The 15,802-nt window shown below is 58.2% G+C and carries 20 protein-coding genes; 11 read left to right on the top strand and 9 right to left on the bottom strand.

Going from position 1 to position 15,802, the window contains the following annotated elements:
* Positions 1-53: 53 nt before the first annotated feature.
* Positions 54-362, bottom strand: coding sequence for a hypothetical protein (locus ACR0I1_RS06505; RefSeq protein ID WP_170404173.1), 309 nt, complete (start codon positions 360-362; stop codon positions 54-56).
* Positions 363-487: 125 nt separating this feature from the next.
* Here ACR0I1_RS06505 and ACR0I1_RS06500 point away from each other — a divergent pair, with 125 nt between their 5' ends.
* Together ACR0I1_RS06500 and lepA are read left to right on the top strand one after the other, a co-directional pair.
* Entirely contained in the window at positions 488-1,162 is a 675-nt protein-coding gene (locus tag ACR0I1_RS06500) for an RNA ligase family protein (protein ID WP_480705508.1), read from the top strand.
* 87 nt (positions 1,163-1,249) lie between these two features.
* Positions 1,250-3,049 carry a translation elongation factor 4 gene (lepA, locus tag ACR0I1_RS06495; RefSeq protein WP_480705506.1) on the top strand — a complete coding sequence of 600 codons (1,800 nt, stop codon included), beginning with the start codon at positions 1,250-1,252 and terminating at the stop codon, positions 3,047-3,049.
* Positions 3,050-3,077: 28 nt separating this feature from the next.
* Here the strand turns inward: lepA and ACR0I1_RS06490 are convergent, their stop codons facing one another.
* Entirely contained in the window at positions 3,078-4,025 is a 948-nt protein-coding gene (locus tag ACR0I1_RS06490; RefSeq protein ID WP_170397197.1) for an aldo/keto reductase, read from the bottom strand.
* Positions 4,026-4,212: 187 nt separating this feature from the next.
* On the opposite strand from ACR0I1_RS06490, the gene ACR0I1_RS06485 reads away from it, so the two are divergent.
* Entirely contained in the window at positions 4,213-4,533 is a 321-nt protein-coding gene (locus ACR0I1_RS06485) for a hypothetical protein (protein ID WP_170397195.1), read from the top strand.
* Positions 4,534-4,663: 130 nt separating this feature from the next.
* On the top strand, positions 4,664-5,113 hold the full coding sequence (locus ACR0I1_RS06480; RefSeq protein WP_170397193.1) for a hypothetical protein: 450 nt from the start codon (positions 4,664-4,666) through the stop codon (positions 5,111-5,113).
* An 82-nt stretch (positions 5,114-5,195) separates the two neighbouring features.
* Here the strand turns inward: ACR0I1_RS06480 and ACR0I1_RS06475 are convergent, their stop codons facing one another.
* The 3 genes from ACR0I1_RS06475 to ACR0I1_RS06465 all read right to left on the bottom strand — a co-directional run bounded on the left by ACR0I1_RS06475 (position 5,196) and on the right by ACR0I1_RS06465 (position 7,031).
* Complete coding sequence (locus ACR0I1_RS06475; RefSeq protein ID WP_480705504.1) at positions 5,196-5,573, bottom strand: hypothetical protein; 378 nt, start codon at positions 5,571-5,573, stop codon at positions 5,196-5,198.
* Between the two features lie 879 nt (positions 5,574-6,452).
* Positions 6,453-6,590 (bottom strand): entericidin A/B family lipoprotein, encoded by a 138-nt coding sequence (locus ACR0I1_RS06470; protein ID WP_010443271.1) that lies wholly within the window; start codon positions 6,588-6,590, stop codon positions 6,453-6,455.
* A 99-nt stretch (positions 6,591-6,689) separates the two neighbouring features.
* The gene (locus ACR0I1_RS06465) at positions 6,690-7,031 is read right to left on the bottom strand and encodes an ArsR/SmtB family transcription factor (RefSeq protein WP_480705502.1); all 342 of its coding nucleotides are present in this window, start codon (positions 7,029-7,031) and stop codon (positions 6,690-6,692) included.
* Positions 7,032-7,340: 309 nt separating this feature from the next.
* Between ACR0I1_RS06465 and ACR0I1_RS06460 the strand changes: the two genes are divergently transcribed.
* From ACR0I1_RS06460 to ACR0I1_RS06435, 6 genes are all read left to right on the top strand, one after another.
* Positions 7,341-7,973: an ATP-dependent Clp protease proteolytic subunit gene (locus ACR0I1_RS06460; protein ID WP_039970058.1), complete on the top strand. Its 633-nt coding sequence runs from the start codon at positions 7,341-7,343 to the stop codon at positions 7,971-7,973.
* A gap of 136 nt (positions 7,974-8,109) precedes the next feature.
* The gene (gene clpX / locus ACR0I1_RS06455) at positions 8,110-9,375 is read left to right on the top strand and encodes an ATP-dependent Clp protease ATP-binding subunit ClpX (RefSeq protein ID WP_170397188.1); all 1,266 of its coding nucleotides are present in this window, start codon (positions 8,110-8,112) and stop codon (positions 9,373-9,375) included.
* Positions 9,376-9,437: 62 nt separating this feature from the next.
* A complete protein-coding gene (locus ACR0I1_RS06450) occupies positions 9,438-9,800 on the top strand; it encodes a RidA family protein (protein WP_480705501.1) in 363 nt (120 codons plus the stop codon).
* Between the two features lie 79 nt (positions 9,801-9,879).
* Complete coding sequence (locus ACR0I1_RS06445; RefSeq protein ID WP_480537206.1) at positions 9,880-10,263, top strand: NADH:ubiquinone oxidoreductase subunit NDUFA12; 384 nt, start codon at positions 9,880-9,882, stop codon at positions 10,261-10,263.
* Positions 10,264-10,273: 10 nt separating this feature from the next.
* Complete coding sequence (gene mlaD, locus ACR0I1_RS06440) at positions 10,274-10,726, top strand: outer membrane lipid asymmetry maintenance protein MlaD (RefSeq protein ID WP_170466091.1); 453 nt, start codon at positions 10,274-10,276, stop codon at positions 10,724-10,726.
* Positions 10,723-11,082, top strand: a complete 360-nt coding sequence (locus tag ACR0I1_RS06435) for a DUF2155 domain-containing protein (RefSeq protein WP_170799915.1) — start codon at positions 10,723-10,725, stop codon at positions 11,080-11,082. Before mlaD ends, ACR0I1_RS06435 begins: the two co-directional genes overlap by 4 nt.
* Here the strand turns inward: ACR0I1_RS06435 and aat are convergent.
* From aat to ACR0I1_RS06415, 4 genes are all read right to left on the bottom strand, one after another.
* Entirely contained in the window at positions 11,046-11,678 is a 633-nt protein-coding gene (gene aat, locus ACR0I1_RS06430) for a leucyl/phenylalanyl-tRNA--protein transferase (RefSeq protein WP_170663837.1), read from the bottom strand. The genes ACR0I1_RS06435 and aat overlap by 37 nt on opposite strands.
* Before the next feature lie 51 nt (positions 11,679-11,729).
* Positions 11,730-13,076 (bottom strand): acetyl-CoA carboxylase biotin carboxylase subunit, encoded by a 1,347-nt coding sequence (gene accC / locus ACR0I1_RS06425; RefSeq protein ID WP_170397180.1) that lies wholly within the window; start codon positions 13,074-13,076, stop codon positions 11,730-11,732.
* Positions 13,077-13,085: 9 nt separating this feature from the next.
* The gene (accB, locus tag ACR0I1_RS06420; RefSeq protein ID WP_170397178.1) at positions 13,086-13,580 is read right to left on the bottom strand and encodes an acetyl-CoA carboxylase biotin carboxyl carrier protein; all 495 of its coding nucleotides are present in this window, start codon (positions 13,578-13,580) and stop codon (positions 13,086-13,088) included.
* 149 nt (positions 13,581-13,729) lie between these two features.
* On the bottom strand, positions 13,730-14,266 hold the full coding sequence (locus tag ACR0I1_RS06415; RefSeq protein ID WP_480705498.1) for a helix-turn-helix transcriptional regulator: 537 nt from the start codon (positions 14,264-14,266) through the stop codon (positions 13,730-13,732).
* Between the two features lie 176 nt (positions 14,267-14,442).
* On the opposite strand from ACR0I1_RS06415, the gene ACR0I1_RS06410 reads away from it, so the two are divergent.
* A complete protein-coding gene (locus ACR0I1_RS06410; protein WP_480705496.1) occupies positions 14,443-15,738 on the top strand; it encodes a short-chain fatty acyl-CoA regulator family protein in 1,296 nt (431 codons plus the stop codon).
* Positions 15,739-15,802: the final 64 nt, after the last annotated feature.

Here is a 15,802-nt window from a genome sequence, read left to right as displayed (position 1 = left end):
TCGCTGCGCCATTTCTGAGGCGCAGCGGGCATCAGGTCAAGGATTGACAGGGCTCAGTTGCAGATCGCTTGCGCCATCTGGCCAAAGTTCTGATACCGATCCCACAGCGCATCATCGCGCGCGGTCTGCGACATCTTCAACTCCTGCGCCTGATGCGGGTTGGTGAACCACTTGGCGACGGTCTTCTGATCACTACGCGTCAGCGCCTGATCCGCCACGCGCTGAATACACCGGCACCGCGCCCGCGTCGCCGCTTCACGGTCTGATGCTAGACACGCCCGCTTGATCTGCGCCGCGTCCACTGTGTGGGCCACCGACGTCAGCGATGCCGCACAAAATGCGATTAAGAGGAACTGTTTCATACTCGAGCCTCGTTTTTTGCCTGCCCGGACGGGTCTTATGCCCCTCTCGGTCTGCGGCGGAGTATGAATCAAAGTGGATTCGGGATCAATTGGGTGGTTCGAAAAAGTGATTGCACGCGGCTGGGATGTCGCGTTTTCTGGCCAGACATTGTTTAAATCTCTTTCATGAGACCACTATGCTTAAGAAATACGGGCGCACGTTCCATCTGCCGGAGTCTCCCGGGGCCACCAGCGATGATAAGATCATGTCCAGCGTTGATGAACTGGCTTCGGCTGAGGAGGCCGTCTTCACCGAAGAACTGGACGGTGAGAATACAACGATTCATAGTCAGGGCTGCCATCCTCGCAGCATTGACGCGCGACACCACCCGTCCCGAGATTGGATGAAGGCCTTCGCTGCCGGAATTTCGCCACAGCTTGACGAAGATGAGCGCACAGTCGGTGAATATCTGTTTGCTCGCCACTCGATAGCGTACTCGGCGTTGCCGACTTATTTCCTGGGCTTCGCCTGGATCAAGGCAAAGCGCGTGCAATCGTGGGACGCGACGCTTTCACGCTTTCTCGAGCTGGGGATTACTGCCGTTCCCGAACTCTATCGCGGACGGTTCTCTGTTAAGGTTGTGGCAGATGTGATCGCGGGCCTGGAACTGGATACTCAGGAGGGTTTTGTCGTTCGCACAACTGCAGCGTTTAACGATGAAGACATGCCCACTCACCTCGCAAAATACGTGCGCGAGGGTCACGTGCAAAGTGATACGCATTGGATGAACGCGGAGTTGGTCAAAAACAGGTTGCTCTGAACGGTCAGAGGCCTCGCAATCAAAGGGTTTCGCTGGGGCTTCGTCCCACCTTGACCACAGCCCATTTCCGACGCATATCCCCAACCCATGACAGACCTCGCTCATATCCGCAATTTCTCCATCGTCGCGCATATCGACCATGGCAAATCCACCCTTGCTGACCGGCTCATCCAAGAGACCGGAACGGTCAAGGATCGCGACATGAAGGAACAGCTGCTCGACAGCATGGATATCGAGCGTGAACGCGGCATCACCATCAAGGCCAACACGGTTCGCATCGACTATACCGCCGACAATGGCGAGCAATATGTGCTGAACCTGATCGACACCCCCGGCCACGTGGACTTTGCCTATGAGGTCAGCCGCTCCATGCGTGCGGTCGAGGGGTCGCTGTTGGTTGTCGACTCGACCCAGGGGGTTGAGGCGCAGACGCTGGCGAATGTGTATCAGGCCATCGACGCCGACCACGAAATCGTGCCGGTGCTGAACAAGATCGACCTGCCCGCGTCCGATTGTGACCGCGTGGCCGAACAGATCGAGGATGTGATCGGCATCGACGCGACCGACGCCATTCAGGTCAGTGCCAAGACGGGGCAGGGCATCCACGAAACACTTGAGGCCATTGTGCAGCAGCTGCCCGCGCCGCAAGGCAACTTGGACGCGCCGCTCAAGGCGATGCTGGTGGATTCCTGGTACGACGCCTATCTCGGCGTCATCGTTCTGGTCCGCATCATGGACGGCACGCTGAAAAAGGGGATGCGGGTGAAGTTCATGTCGAACAACACCCTGCACCATGTCGACCGCGTCGGCGTCTTCCGGCCTGAGATGGAGATGGTGGATTCGCTGGGCCCCGGTGAGATCGGCTTCCTGACCGCCTCGATCAAACAGGTCCGCGACACCCGCGTCGGCGACACCATCACCAATGACCGCAACGGCACCGAAGCGGCCCTGACGGGATTCAAACCCGCGCAGCCGGTGGTGTTCTGCGGCCTCTTCCCCGTCGACAGTTCCGAATTCGAAGACCTGCGCGATGCGATCGACAAACTGGCCCTGAACGACGCCAGCTTCAGCTTTGAAATGGAAACCTCGGCGGCATTGGGCTTTGGCTTCCGCTGCGGTTTCCTCGGCCTGCTGCACCTAGAGGTCATCCGCGACCGGATCGAACGCGAATACGATATCGAGCTCATCACGACGGCTCCCTCGGTGATCTATCACGTCTACATGAAAGACGGCGAGATGATCGAGCTGCACAACCCCGCCGACATGCCCGATCCGTCCAAGGTCGACCATATCGAGGAGCCGCGCATCAAGGCGACCATTCTGGTGCCGGATGAATACCTCGGCGACGTGCTGAAACTCTGCCAAGACCGCCGTGGCATCCAGCTGGACCTGACATATGCGGGCACCCGCGCCATGGTCGTCTATGACCTGCCGCTGAACGAGGTTGTCTTTGACTTCTACGACCGCCTGAAATCGGTGACCAAGGGCTATGCCTCGTTCGACTACCAGATGACCGGCTACACCGAGGACAATCTGGTCAAGATGTCGGTGCTGGTGAATGACGAACCGGTCGACGCGCTGTCGACCATGGTTCACCGCGACCGGGCCGAGATGCGGGGCCGTGCAATGTGCGAAAAGCTCAAGGACCTGATCCCGCGCCACATGTTCAAAATCCCGATCCAGGCCGCCATCGGAGGCAAGGTCATCGCCCGCGAGACCCTCTCGGCCTTGCGCAAGGACGTGACCGCCAAATGCTACGGAGGCGACGCCACGCGGAAACGCAAACTGCTGGACAAGCAGAAGGCGGGTAAGAAAAAGATGCGTCAGTTCGGGAAGGTGGATATCCCGCAGGAGGCGTTTATTTCAGCGTTGAAGATGGACAGCTAAGGCTGTCCTTCCTCTCCGTTGATCGGTTCTATACGGCCTCAGGATCAGCGTCACTCTGACCAAGTTCCGCGAGTTCACTCCAAACCGCTCTTGGGATATCCCAATCCGCCCATTCGAGTGTTTGTCTCACATGCTGTGGCCAAGTCACTCCACACACCGTTGACGCAATTTTTGCGTCCCGCATCGAGAATTGCAGCGCTAAGGCGCCTAAGGGCACGTCATAGCGGGCACAGATTTCCTCAACCGCGCGCACAGGTGCGAGCGTTTCTTCTGTTGCTGGCCGATAGACGTAGAAATGATGGATTGCGCTGCCTCTGGCCAAGATTCCGCCGGCGTAAGGCGCTGCGTTCAATACCGTAACGTCCTTCGAGTTGGCCAGTTCGATCAGCGGCGCCGCATTCATGTTTACAAGCGTGTGCCGGTTGTGAGTCATCACCACGTCGAAATCCCGTTCGCGCAGCATTGGCATCAACACATCCAACTGCCCGCCCGCCAGACCAACTGCAGTTGCCAATCCTTCCTCTTTAATTTTGAATAATTCGTCCAGCGCACCTCCGCTGCGGGTAATCTCAGTTACGTCACCAGCGTATTCCGGGTCGTGCAGATGAAGGATGTCCACGCGATCTACCTCAAGAGCCTTGAGGCTTTGTTCAAAGGACCGCCGCGCTTGGGCGGCGTCGAAAACATTCGTTTCCATGTCACGGTCTACTTTTGTGGACAGAACGCGGCCTTTCGGCCAGCCACCGAGTTCACGGATGACACTCCCGATGCGCTCCTCGCTACGCCCCAACGCATAGCCTCGGGCGGTGTCGATAAAACCGTCGGGCCGGGCAAGTATGGCACGTATGGTCTCGCGCGCCCTATTCTCATCAACTTCGTAACCGTAAATCTGTGGAATGTTGCCTATACCGGTTGATCCAAAGCCAATTCGTGGGATTCGCACTCCGGTTTGACCTATTTCGCAAAGTGTTGTCATTGCACCCCTCCCCAGTCGCATATGAATAATTGAATTTTGAACAGGTCGACCCATCACTGCAAGTTCGGGGGCAAAAAAACACTAGAAGAAAAGCGAGAATGGAACCTGAAACTGTGACCCACCTCACAGCCCTAAATCAGCCCATCTGCTACAGTTGACCCAACGGCAACCTTTGCAGGAGGCCCTTATGTCTACATCGCTTGTTCCCCTTATCGCTTTTGGATCAGCAGGCCTTTATTCCGTTGCCATGATCGCGATGAAGTTCTGGTGGAAACTCCCCGGCGTGGGTCTTGGTCTACTGATCGTCGCGACCCTGCTGGCCGGGGCCACGCTCGAACTCGCCGCTCTGCGCGAGGAACGGCTGGGCATCATCTATACCGGCATTCTTGGGGCCGAAGTGGTTCTGATCGCCATCGCCTCATTCTTTCTGTTCGGCGAGAACTTCTCGTATCGCGAGGCGGCAGGTATCGGTCTGGTCATCCTCGGCACTGCGCTGGCCTGGGCCTGACGCAAACATTACCGGTTCATGAAGTTTCCCTTAGGTAAGTTGTAACCGGCGCACCTCCGCCCAATCTGTATGCCACAGCAAGGATGTTCGCTTTTGAACTTCAAAGGGTCGCTTTCAGGAGGAGATCCCCATGACCAGATACATGACTGCCGGAGCCGCCGCTCTGGCCACGTCCCTCGCCCTCGGAACCGCAGCACTGGCCGATACCACACCGGATCTGCGCGGCACGTGGGTCGGGTCTTACACGACCGTGCAGCCCAGCCATTATTACAAGGGGGATCAGCCCCGCTTTAATCAGGCCGAATGGATGCTCGACGTCCAGATGCAGGAAGACAATGTCTTCTGGGGCCCCAGCAAGTGGCGCCGCGAGGGTGATACTGAATGGAACGAATACGAAGCCACCGGAACCATCAGCCTCGATGGGTCTGGCGCGATCGGCATCGTTGAAACATCCCCGCTGGTGATTGGCGCCAATGCGTTGATCGATGCGCGGTACGAGGACGGCAAGATCTTTGCCGATTTCCGTAGCCTGCGGAACGGAACGACCTACAGCACAGTTCTGGAACGTCAGGTGAACTGAAGCGTTTCCGGCCCGATCGGATGTTAAAGGGGGTTAATGCCGCTGAGATTTGTGACTGCGGCAGGAGTAGTAGGTACCCCGTTCAGGTCGGAGCGCTTCTCATAAACAACTGTCTCCACAGGGAGGCGACGGGCCGGGCGGCGATCTCGCCGCCCGCGACAGGGTCCAGACCCCCGCGCTTGAGAATGCGGCGTTCCTCGGCACGGGTCATCTGGATCTCGCGGACCTTCAGCGCGGCGTCGCGCGCGGTGAGGTAAGAACCGTCCGGCCCAGGTTCCATCCCCGGAATACCACGCCCCTTCGACCACCACCCGCGCAGCCCGCTGAGCGGGTGTTTGCGTCCGATGGTGTCATCATCCAGTAACTCCCAGATCCGCTGCGCCTCGTTCATCGACACCAGTGCGGCGATCGGTTTGCCATAACGGGTCAGCACGATCACTTGCCGGGGGTCTTGCGACAAGGTGGCCAGTTCGCCCAAACGGGCGCGGGCTTGAGAAATGGTCAGGCGCATAGGCGAATCTCCGGTTGTACGATTCGAAAGATTGGGGGCTTGAGTGTTGTACAACTCGGACAATACCCCCCTAATTCAGCGCGCGGGACCTTCGCAGGTGCAGAAACCAAGCGAATTCTGGCCGGCGATCCATATTTGACTTTTTCCATCCCCAAGCCTGCGCGATGACGCGAATTCTCGGGTTATCCACATGGCTCTCCCGGCGGATATCAACAGCTTATCCCCGTCTAATTTTTATGCTGCAGTGCTATTTTCTTGCCGGATCATGACGCTGATGTAACAGTCTGGTTACTGCTTCTGATCTTCGGAACAGGGGCGGGATGCAAGGGCCAAGGGGGCCACAGCAGCGAAGGCGGATTTTAGGATTTGTTTGTAGTTGCAATGGCTTACCGGTGGTGGAGCAGGTGGTCTGGGCTTCGGTTCGGGTTAAATGCTCAGCCTCTCAGAAGGTCCGCGCGGACTGCGACGCGACATAGCGCGTGTGGCAGTGGCCAATGTCCCTTCGGGGGCCGAGGCAACTGGACCGGGAAGCCCCTCGGGCGGAACGGACCGGCAAGGCGTCAGGAGTGTCCGCAAGGATGCATGCAAAGACCGCGTCTGAGCACCTGACGCCTTTTCCTTTTTGAGAACCCAAGGTTCATACAGGCTACCACGCACCACCCTCCGGACCAGAACGGGGTTCTTTCGCTTGCGCAAAAGAACCCCGTCAAAGTGTCAGAAATGCAATGCCGCGTCTATGCACCTGTACCGGCACACTACTCGGGTTGAGTCGGTGTGGCAACTACATATTGCGGGTAAGCGTTGCCTGAACGCAACATCCCGTCACGATCAGATGTTTTCCTGCACGTCCTCGGCCGCGTTCTGGATGGCATCTCCGGCGTTTTCGATATCTTTGCCAGCGCCCTTTGCGGTTTCGCATGCGGTCAAGGTGAACAGGGCCAGGCCAATCAGAATTGCGCGGATCATCGGTTGCTCCATAAGTGCTTGTTTCGAATTGACTAGCAGCTTTCCCGGGCCATAGCTACAGGTTTTGCATGGCCGATTTCGAAGGGCTAAATACTAGGCTCAGGTCGCATCCTGAGCGCAAAACAGTTCGTACACCACTTCCAGTATTCGGGCTGGTCGATCATCTGCCAGCCGGTAATATATCGCCTTGCCTTCGCGACGAGGAACAACCAGCCCCTCAAGTCTGAGCCGCGACAGTTGCTGAGAAACGGCGGCTTGGCGGGCCGATAGCAATTGTTCCAGTTCAGTAACGGATTTCTCGCCCGAGACGAGGTGACACAGGATCATCAAACGCCCTTCGTGGCTTATGGCTTTCAGAAAGTTCGATGCGCGCGTTGCGTTTTCAACCATCCGGTCAAGCTCGCCGGGTGACATATCCTCGGTCATTTGCGGAAAAGCCATGATCGTATTCCCTCGTTAGTGCCGCCGAATCCCGACGCCTGACCGGCGCCGCATCCGCAGCGAGAACTCTTGGTACAATTTCCAGGCATGTATTTCCATATGCATGGATCAAAATAGCGTGATGTAACCAGCACGTTTCCGCGCAATCCGTCTACCGACCTGTAGCGGCGTGTGCATTCGGGTCGTGCAGGTAGACGGAATTCGTGGGAACGTTCGGCCCCCCTTGCAGCCCCCCTGTGGCGGCACTAAGACTCGGGTAACCCTTCTTCGGGTAAGGTCCCGATCCATATCAAAGCAGGCAGGTTCCCTATGTTCGATCCAGTTGACACATATATGAACACACTCGTCCCCATGGTCGTCGAGCAGACCAGCCGGGGCGAGCGCGCATACGACATCTTCTCGCGCCTTCTGAAAGAGCGGATCATTTTCATCAACGGCCCCATCCATGACGGTATGAGCCATTTGGTGGTCGCTCAGCTGCTGCACCTTGAGGCGGAAAATCCGAACAAGGAAATCTCGATCTACATCAACTCTCCCGGTGGCGTGGTCACAAGTGGTTTGTCGATTTACGACACAATGCAGTATATCAAGCCGAAATGTTCCACATTGGTGATCGGTCAGGCGGCGTCCATGGGTTCGGTTCTGTTAGCCGGGGGCGAGAAGGGAATGCGCTTTTCGCTGCCTAACAGCCGGATCATGGTGCACCAGCCCAGCGGCGGTTATCAGGGCCAGGCGAGCGACATCATGATCCACGCGGCCGAGACGCAAAAGCTGAAAGATCGCCTGTATGACATCTATGTGCGCCATACCGGGCAGACCAAAAAGGCGGTTGAAAAGGCGCTGGATCGTGACAATTTCATGAGCCCGGAAGAGGCCAAGGATTGGGGCCATATCGACGAGATCGTCGAGAACCGCGCCAAGATGGATGGTGACGAGGCCTAGGTTCAAATCCGCGCGCGTCCGGCGTGAGGGATGATTTTGAGATTGTAGCTGCCAGAACGCTGGCCTAAGCTGCAGGCATATACGGCAAGCGCGGCCCTTGAGAGGGGCCGCTGAGACGGAGCCCGAGGGGTAAAGCATGGCGACGAATTCAGGCGGTGACGGCAAGAACACGCTCTATTGCAGCTTTTGCGGCAAAAGCCAGCATGAGGTGCGTAAGCTGATCGCAGGCCCGACCGTGTTCATCTGCGATGAGTGTGTCGAGCTGTGCATGGATATCATTCGCGAGGAAACCAAGGCCAGCGGTCTGAAATCCTCGGACGGTGTGCCAACACCCAAGGATATCTGCGAAGTGCTGGATGACTATGTGATCGGTCAGGCCACCGCCAAGCGGGTGCTGTCGGTTGCGGTACACAACCACTACAAGCGTCTCAATCATGCCCAGAAAGCGGGCAGCGATATAGAACTGGCAAAATCCAACATCTTGCTGATTGGCCCCACCGGCTGCGGCAAAACCCTGCTGGCGCAAACGCTGGCGCGGATTCTTGACGTGCCGTTTACGATGGCGGACGCAACCACGCTTACCGAAGCCGGTTATGTGGGTGAAGATGTTGAAAACATCATCCTCAAACTGCTGCAGGCCAGCGAGTACAATGTCGAACGCGCACAGCGCGGCATCGTCTATATTGACGAGGTCGATAAGATCACCCGCAAGTCTGAAAACCCTTCGATCACCCGCGATGTATCGGGCGAGGGCGTTCAGCAGGCCCTGCTGAAACTGATGGAAGGCACCGTGGCCAGCGTTCCTCCGCAGGGTGGGCGCAAACATCCGCAGCAGGAATTCCTGCAGGTGGATACCACGAACATCCTGTTCATCTGTGGCGGTGCATTCGCTGGACTAGACAAGATCATTGCACAGCGTGGCAAAGGCTCGGCCATGGGCTTTGGTGCCGACGTGCGTGACAATGACGAGCGCGGCGTGGGCGAGATCTTCAAGGATCTGGAACCCGAAGACCTGCTGAAATTTGGCCTGATCCCCGAATTCGTCGGCCGACTGCCGGTTCTGGCGACGCTGGAAGATCTGGACGAAGACGCTTTGGTCACCATCCTGACCAGCCCGAAGAACGCTCTGGTCAAGCAATACCAGCGGTTGTTTGAGTTGGAAGATGCGGAACTGGCCTTTACCGATGATGCGCTGAAGGCGATCGCCAAGAAAGCGATCGAGCGTAAAACCGGTGCGCGCGGTCTGCGTTCTATCCTGGAAGACATCCTGCTGGATACAATGTTCGAACTGCCGGGCATGAAGAACGTGACCGAAGTTGTGGTCAACGAAGAGGCTGTGACGTCGGACTCTCAGCCTTTGATCATCTACGCAGACGCGGCGGAATCGGCTTCGGCGGGTTGAACCGCATAGATTAATGCACACACGGCGCGGCAATGTCCGCGCCGTTTTCGTTTGAGGACACGATGACAGTAAGACGTATCTCTTCGGGTGGTGAGTTTGAAGCTAAGGTTGGCTATTGCCGCGCGGTTGTCGCGGGTGGTTGGGTTCATGTTGCGGGAACTGTTGGGCAAGGTGAAACGGTAGTGGAGCAATGCCGCTCGGCGCTGTCTATCATCGAAAACGCGCTGGCCGAGGCGGGTGCTTCATTCTCTGATATCGTGCGCATCACTTATATGCTGCCGGATCGAACCGAATTTGAACCTTGCTGGCCCATTCTGGCCGAAACCTTTGGTGCGAACCCTCCTGCAGCGACGATGATCGAATGCGGATTGATCGATCCGAAATACCGGATTGAAATTGAAGTCACCGCTATCCTGCCGGAATGACGCAGGTAGCGCTGGCAGTACTGGACCTTAGCGTGCCTTTGGTCCATATCTTCTGGGACAGAAATGCCGGAGGCAGCCGATGGGAATCCTGAACAGTCTTTTGCGGGCCGTGACCTGGTGGAACGGGGCCACCCTGAACACGCAGTTCTACACTGCGCGCAAGGGGATCAAGATCGGTGAGGACGACGAGGGCAACGTGTTCTATCGCAATGCCGACGACAGCAAGCGCTGGGTGATTTTCAATGGCGAAGCCGAGGCCAGCCGGATCGATCCCGATTGGCATGGCTGGCTACACCGCACATGGGATGAACCGCCAACCGATAAACCTCTGGCGCACAAGTCCTGGGAAAAACCGCATCAGGAGAATCTGACTGGCACCGCGCTGGCCTATGCACCTGCCGGTTCTCTGCGTCGTGCCGATCCGGTTGAACGTAGCGATTACGAGGCGTGGAGCCCGGAATAAGCGAGGCCAGATGTCTAATCATACGAAGACCGAAGTTATCGTCGGCGGTGCCGTGCTGGCCTGCGCCATTGCGTTCGGTGTCTACGCCAGCCAATCCACAGGCTTGTCTCAATCCGGCGCAGGATACGAGCTGGGCGCGTCTTTCCGCTCGCTCGAAGGTGTGGGCGTTGGCACGGATGTACGCCTTGCCGGGGTCAAGATTGGGACGGTGACCGGCGTTACGCTAAACTCTGATACGTACCGTGCGGACACCCGATTTTCCGTGGCAGATGGTATTCTTATTCCAGACGATAGCGCCGCTGTGATTTCTTCCGAAGGCTTGCTGGGTGGCAACTTTGTTGAGGTTATGCCGGGCGGTTCCCCGTTCTATTTTGAGGCGGGTGATGAGATTACCGATACGCAAGGCGCGGTCAGCCTGATCTCGTTGCTGGTCAAATTCGTGGCCGGGGACGGAAGCGAATGATCCGCGCTGCACTGGTGGCTCTGATGGTCACCGCAACCGGAGCTGCTGCGCAGCAAAAGGTCGAATCCGGCCCCGGCGCCATGTTGCGCGGGTTGGACAAGGTCAGCGGGCAGACGGTGGACATCGAAATACAGAACGGCGAGACCACGTCGGTCTTTGGTCTGGATGTCGCGCTGGGTGATTGTCGCTATCCAGCCGAAAACCCGACAGGTGACGCCTTTGCCTATCTGACCATCTGGGAACAGGGTAAGGCGCAGCAGCTGTTTGATGGCTGGATGATTGCGACCTCACCCGCGCTGAACGCGTTGGATCACGCCCGCTACGATGTCTGGGTGATACGTTGTATCACACCCTGAGGGGTTTGCTGCAGATCAGCGGTGAAATCTGCTTTCAGGTCAAGCGCTTGTTTCAATTCGCTATGATAAACCGCACGCGGGATCTCGATCGCGCCCAACGAGGCCAGATGCGCCGTCAGAAACTGCGTATCGAACAGCGTGAACCCGGTTTGGCGCAGTCGATCCACCAGATAGGCAAGTGCAATCTTCGATGCGTCCGTGCGACGCGAGAACATGCTTTCGCCAAAAAAGGCCGCGCCGAGGACTACACCGTAAACGCCGCCAATCAGTGAAGCGCCGTCCCAGACTTCGAGGGAATGCGCGCGGCCGGTCCGGTGTAGTTCCTGATAAAGACGGCGTAGTTCGGGATTGATCCAGGTATCCGATCGGTCGGCGCAGCCATCCACGACGCCCGCAAAATCGCGATTGATGCTTACCGAAAACCCACAGGTCCGGATACGCCGCGCTAGGCTGCGGGAGATGTGGAACCCATCCAGAGGGAACACGCCGCGAAACTTCGGGTCGACCCAGAACAACTCGGGGTCGTCGCGATGCTCAGCCATCGGAAAAATGCCGATGGAATAGCCATGGAGCAGAAGTTCAGGGGAAAGGCTCATGCCGGGTGCCTCGGGGCCGAAGGGGGGTTGTCCTTCGGCCCTTTGGTCAGATTAGGCCATGTTCTCCGCAAGCCAGTGCTCCAGCCAGTGGATGTTGTACTCGCCGCTGTGCAGGTCAGGTTCCTGCAGCAGCGCGTGGAACAGCGGCACGGTGGTGTCGATACCGTCGACGATCAACTCGCCCAAAGCACGTTCCAGACGGGCCAAAGCTTCAGCCCGGTCACGGCCCTGAACGATCAGTTTGGCGATCAACGAGTCGTAATATGGCGGGATCGAATAGCCGTCATAGAGCGCGGAATCCATCCGCACGCCCAGACCACCTGGCGCGTGATAGGCCGTAATCTTGCCCGGGCAGGGCGAGAAGTTCGGCAGTTTTTCCGCGTTGATGCGAACCTCGATGGCGTGGCCATTGATCTCAAGATCGTCCTGACCGAACGACATGTCCTCACCAGCGGCGACGCGGATTTGTTCGCGCACCAGATCGACGCCGAAGATGCCTTCGGTCACGGGGTGTTCCACCTGTAGACGCGTGTTCATCTCGATGAAGTAGAACTCGCCATTTTCATAGAGGAACTCGATGGTGCCCGCGCCGATATAGTTGATCTTGGCGACCGCATCGGCACAGATCTTACCGATCTTGGCGCGTTCTTCCGGCGTGATACTGGGGCCGGGGGCTTCTTCGAACACCTTCTGGTGGCGACGCTGCAGCGAACAGTCGCGTTCGCCCAAATGCACTGCCTTTCCCTTGCCATCGCCGAAGACCTGAATCTCGATATGGCGGGGGGTGGTCAGATATTTCTCGATATAGACCTCATCATTGCCAAAGGCGGCCTTGCCTTCGGCGCGTGCGGTCATGAAGGCGCTTTCCATCTCATCGGCGTTTTGTGCCACCTTCATGCCGCGACCGCCGCCGCCGGCGGTGGCCTTGATGATCACGGGATAGCCGAATTCCTCGCCGATACGCTTGGCGTCGGCCAGCGTGGGAACGCCGCCGTCCGAACCGGGAACGCAAGGTACACCCAGTTCCTTCATCGTGTCCTTGGCGGTGATCTTGTCACCCATGACACGAATATGTTCGGCGGTGGGTCCGATGAAGGTAATGCCGTGATCTTCGACGATCTGCACGAACTCGGCATTCTCGGACAGGAAGCCATAGCCGGGATGGATCGCCTGCGCGCCGGTGATTTCACAGGCCGAGATGATCGCGGGCACGGACAGATAGCTTTGCGGGCTGGGCGGGGGGCCGATGCAGACCGATTCGTCCGCCATGCGCACATGCATCGCATCGCTGTCGGCGGTGGAGTGCACGGCAACCGTCTTGATCCCCATCTCGCGCGCAGCACGGATCACACGCAGGGCGATCTCGCCTCGGTTGGCAATCAGGATTTTGTCGAACATGGGCCCGCCTTACTCAACGATGACCAGAGGCGTGCCGAATTCCACAGCATCACCATCGCCGACCAGAATGCGTTTGATGGTGCCCGACTTGGGTGCGTGGATGTGGTTCATTGTCTTCATGGCTTCGACAATCAATAGCGTGTCACCTTCCGAGACCGATGCACCGACCGAGATAAACGCAGGCGCGCCCGGTTCCGGTTGCATGTAAACCGTGCCTACCATGGGCGAGGTCACCGCGCCTGGATGGCTGGCGGGATCATCCACGGCAGCGGGCGCTTCGGCAGCGGCCGGCGCGGCAGCAGGTGCGGCAACCGGTGCAGCCGCAGGAACCGCAACCTGAACCGGAGCGGCCACGGTCTGCGACATGCGGCTGACACGGACATTCAGGCTGTCTTCCTCGCCATATTCGCGCTTGACCTGCAATTCGGTCAGGTCATTCTCGCGCAGCAGTTCGGCCAGTGCCTTGATAAACGCGACATCCGCTTCGTGTTTGGTATCTGTCATGAGTGTCCTCGAAGGTTCCCCTATGCCCGTCTGTTTGCTGCGGGCTTGGTTTGATTACGCAGGGTTATAAGCCATGCAGACGGCCATGAAAAGCGCCGTCTAAGCCTGCCAAATGGGGGTTTTTGCGCGAATTACGAGGGCTGTCGCGATTACAGCGGCGTTCCAGACAATTTTGCGACCAGTTCTGGTAGCTTGCGGGCTCCGTATTTTTCCAAAAGGCGGGCGCGATAGGCCTCGATCGTGCGGTAACTTAGCCCAAGTTCAACGCCAATTTCCTTTGCGGATAAACCCCGGCATGACAGGATGGCCACTTCGCGTTCGCGGGTTGTCAATTGCACCAAGGGGCGCTCTTCCGAGATGTCCGAAAAGCTCCATATCCCGTGCCGGAACGGATCGTCTGGCGTCAGCGAACGCCCCCGCGCGCGGCACCAGAACAGGTCACCGTCGCGTCGCCGCATCACCCGTTCGTCTGTGTAATAGCCTGTATCGCGCATCACCTGCAGACTACGCGCGCCGATCCGTTCCCAATCGGCGACCGAAGGATAAAGATGCAGCAGGGGCATGTTGCGATAGTCAACCTCATTCCCGCCAAAGGTCCGCGCAAATTGCAGATTGCACCGTCGGATGATCCGGTTCTCAAGCTCAACAAGGCCGATGGGGGCGTATTCAAAGGCGGGATCGCTCATGTTCTTATGGTGACGGGTATTGCGTCGAAAGAGAAGGGTGGGCGGCAGGAAAGGGTGGGTTTCTTTCTCTGGCCGTTGTCAAAGTTGTAAATCTTCTTTGAAAATTAGTCGGCAACAGATAATAATTACTTAGTTAATCTGAAAATGCAGCCGCAGTAGCCAAGGACATAAACGCCATGCGCGACACGCTGACCGGCAGCCGGATACGCGAAAGACGGCAAATCTCTGGGCTGCGACAGGCGGAACTGGCGCGGCAGGTGGGGATTTCGGCATCGTATCTGAACCTGATCGAGCACAACCGCCGCCGCATTGGGGGCAAACTGCTTGTCGATATCGCGGCGGCTTTGTCCGTCGAGCCGTCGCTGCTGACTCAAGGGATCGAAGAGACGCTCATCGCCGCTCTGCGCGAGGCCGCGGCGGATGCAGTCGGCCAAAAGGCCGAGGTGGACGGGCTGGAAGAATTCGCCGGCCGCTTTCCCGGTTGGTCGGGTGTTCTGGCGCAGATGCATCGCCGCGTAGTGTCGCTGGAGCGCACTGTCGAAGTTCTTTCCGACCGACTGACCCATGACCCGCATCTGGCGGCCTCAATGCACGAGGTGCTGTCGACCGCCGCCGCCATCCGCTCAACAGCTGCAATCTTGGCTGAACCGGGAGAGATCGAACCGGAATGGCGCGACCGGTTCCATCGCAACTTGCATCAGGATGCCGAACGACTGGCCGAAAGCTCCAAAGCGCTGGTGACCTATCTGGATGACAGTGACGGGCAGCGCGATCTGCGCGGTATCCCACTGGACGCGGTCGAGGCGTTTTTTGCCGAGCAAGGATATCATTTCCCGGAACTCGAAGCCGGCGGGCAATTGACCGAAGTGCCGCTGGATGGGCTCGATTCTGCTGCAGCCAACACTGTGGCCTCGGGGTTGCTGGACCTTTATGCCGCCGACGCGCGCGCTATGCCGCTGGATCAGGTGTGTGCCGCGCTGGATGCAGCAAACCCCGATCCTCTGGCGTTGGCGACGGTGTTTTCAGTGGACCTTGCTACGGCGCTGCGACGGTTGGCCTTTCTGCCTGAAGGCACGCTGGCGCGTCCGGCTGGCTTGGTGATTTGCGACGCCTCCGGCAGCGTTCTGTTTTTTAAACCCGCGCCGGGGTTTGCTCTGCCGCGCCATGGCGAGGCCTGTCCGCTCTGGCCCTTGTTCACCGCCTTGAATCGGCCCTTGGTCCCGATCCGGAAACGGGTCGTTCAGCTTGGTCGAACCGCTGCTGAGTTTGAGTGTTTTGCAATCGCAACCCCTCAGCCAGCTAAGGAATTCGGGGCTGAGCCGGTCTATCGTTCGGTCATGCTGGTGCTGCCGGTCGAAGACACGGTGCAGCCTGCGGAAAACGCGGCGCAAGCCGGAGCCAGTTGTCGGATATGCCCGAAACGCGAATGCAGCGCGCGGCGCGAGCCATCGATCCTGAGCGAAGGGTTTTGACAGTTTCGTGACACAGCGCTTAATCTGGGCTGGACGGGTGGCCGGACGTGCAATCCGTCATGGG

Source organism: Ruegeria sp. B11, from assembly GCF_056539785.1.
The sequence above is the reverse complement of the archived record's forward strand: the minus strand, read 5'-3'. Positions and strand labels throughout refer to the sequence as shown.

Bases quoted from the DNA above. Each gene is read 5' to 3' on its own strand.
- ACR0I1_RS06505 (WP_170404173.1), bottom strand. From the start codon at position 362: ATGAAACAGTTCCTCTTAATCGCATTTTGTGCGGCATCGCTGACGTCG.
- ACR0I1_RS06500 (WP_480705508.1), top strand. From the start codon at position 488: ATGTCGCGTTTTCTGGCCAGACATTGTTTAAATCTCTTTCATGAGACC.
- lepA (WP_480705506.1), top strand. From the start codon at position 1,250: ATGACAGACCTCGCTCATATCCGCAATTTCTCCATCGTCGCGCATATC.
- ACR0I1_RS06490 (WP_170397197.1), bottom strand. From the start codon at position 4,025: ATGACAACACTTTGCGAAATAGGTCAAACCGGAGTGCGAATCCCACGA.
- ACR0I1_RS06485 (WP_170397195.1), top strand. From the start codon at position 4,213: ATGTCTACATCGCTTGTTCCCCTTATCGCTTTTGGATCAGCAGGCCTT.
- ACR0I1_RS06480 (WP_170397193.1), top strand. From the start codon at position 4,664: ATGACCAGATACATGACTGCCGGAGCCGCCGCTCTGGCCACGTCCCTC.
- ACR0I1_RS06470 (WP_010443271.1), bottom strand. From the start codon at position 6,590: ATGATCCGCGCAATTCTGATTGGCCTGGCCCTGTTCACCTTGACCGCA.
- ACR0I1_RS06465 (WP_480705502.1), bottom strand. From the start codon at position 7,031: ATGGCTTTTCCGCAAATGACCGAGGATATGTCACCCGGCGAGCTTGAC.
- ACR0I1_RS06460 (WP_039970058.1), top strand. From the start codon at position 7,341: ATGTTCGATCCAGTTGACACATATATGAACACACTCGTCCCCATGGTC.
- clpX (WP_170397188.1), top strand. From the start codon at position 8,110: ATGGCGACGAATTCAGGCGGTGACGGCAAGAACACGCTCTATTGCAGC.
- ACR0I1_RS06450 (WP_480705501.1), top strand. From the start codon at position 9,438: ATGACAGTAAGACGTATCTCTTCGGGTGGTGAGTTTGAAGCTAAGGTT.
- ACR0I1_RS06445 (WP_480537206.1), top strand. From the start codon at position 9,880: ATGGGAATCCTGAACAGTCTTTTGCGGGCCGTGACCTGGTGGAACGGG.
- mlaD (WP_170466091.1), top strand. From the start codon at position 10,274: ATGTCTAATCATACGAAGACCGAAGTTATCGTCGGCGGTGCCGTGCTG.
- ACR0I1_RS06435 (WP_170799915.1), top strand. From the start codon at position 10,723: ATGATCCGCGCTGCACTGGTGGCTCTGATGGTCACCGCAACCGGAGCT.
- aat (WP_170663837.1), bottom strand. From the start codon at position 11,678: ATGAGCCTTTCCCCTGAACTTCTGCTCCATGGCTATTCCATCGGCATT.
- accC (WP_170397180.1), bottom strand. From the start codon at position 13,076: ATGTTCGACAAAATCCTGATTGCCAACCGAGGCGAGATCGCCCTGCGT.
- accB (WP_170397178.1), bottom strand. From the start codon at position 13,580: ATGACAGATACCAAACACGAAGCGGATGTCGCGTTTATCAAGGCACTG.
- ACR0I1_RS06415 (WP_480705498.1), bottom strand. From the start codon at position 14,266: ATGAGCGATCCCGCCTTTGAATACGCCCCCATCGGCCTTGTTGAGCTT.
- ACR0I1_RS06410 (WP_480705496.1), top strand. From the start codon at position 14,443: ATGCGCGACACGCTGACCGGCAGCCGGATACGCGAAAGACGGCAAATC.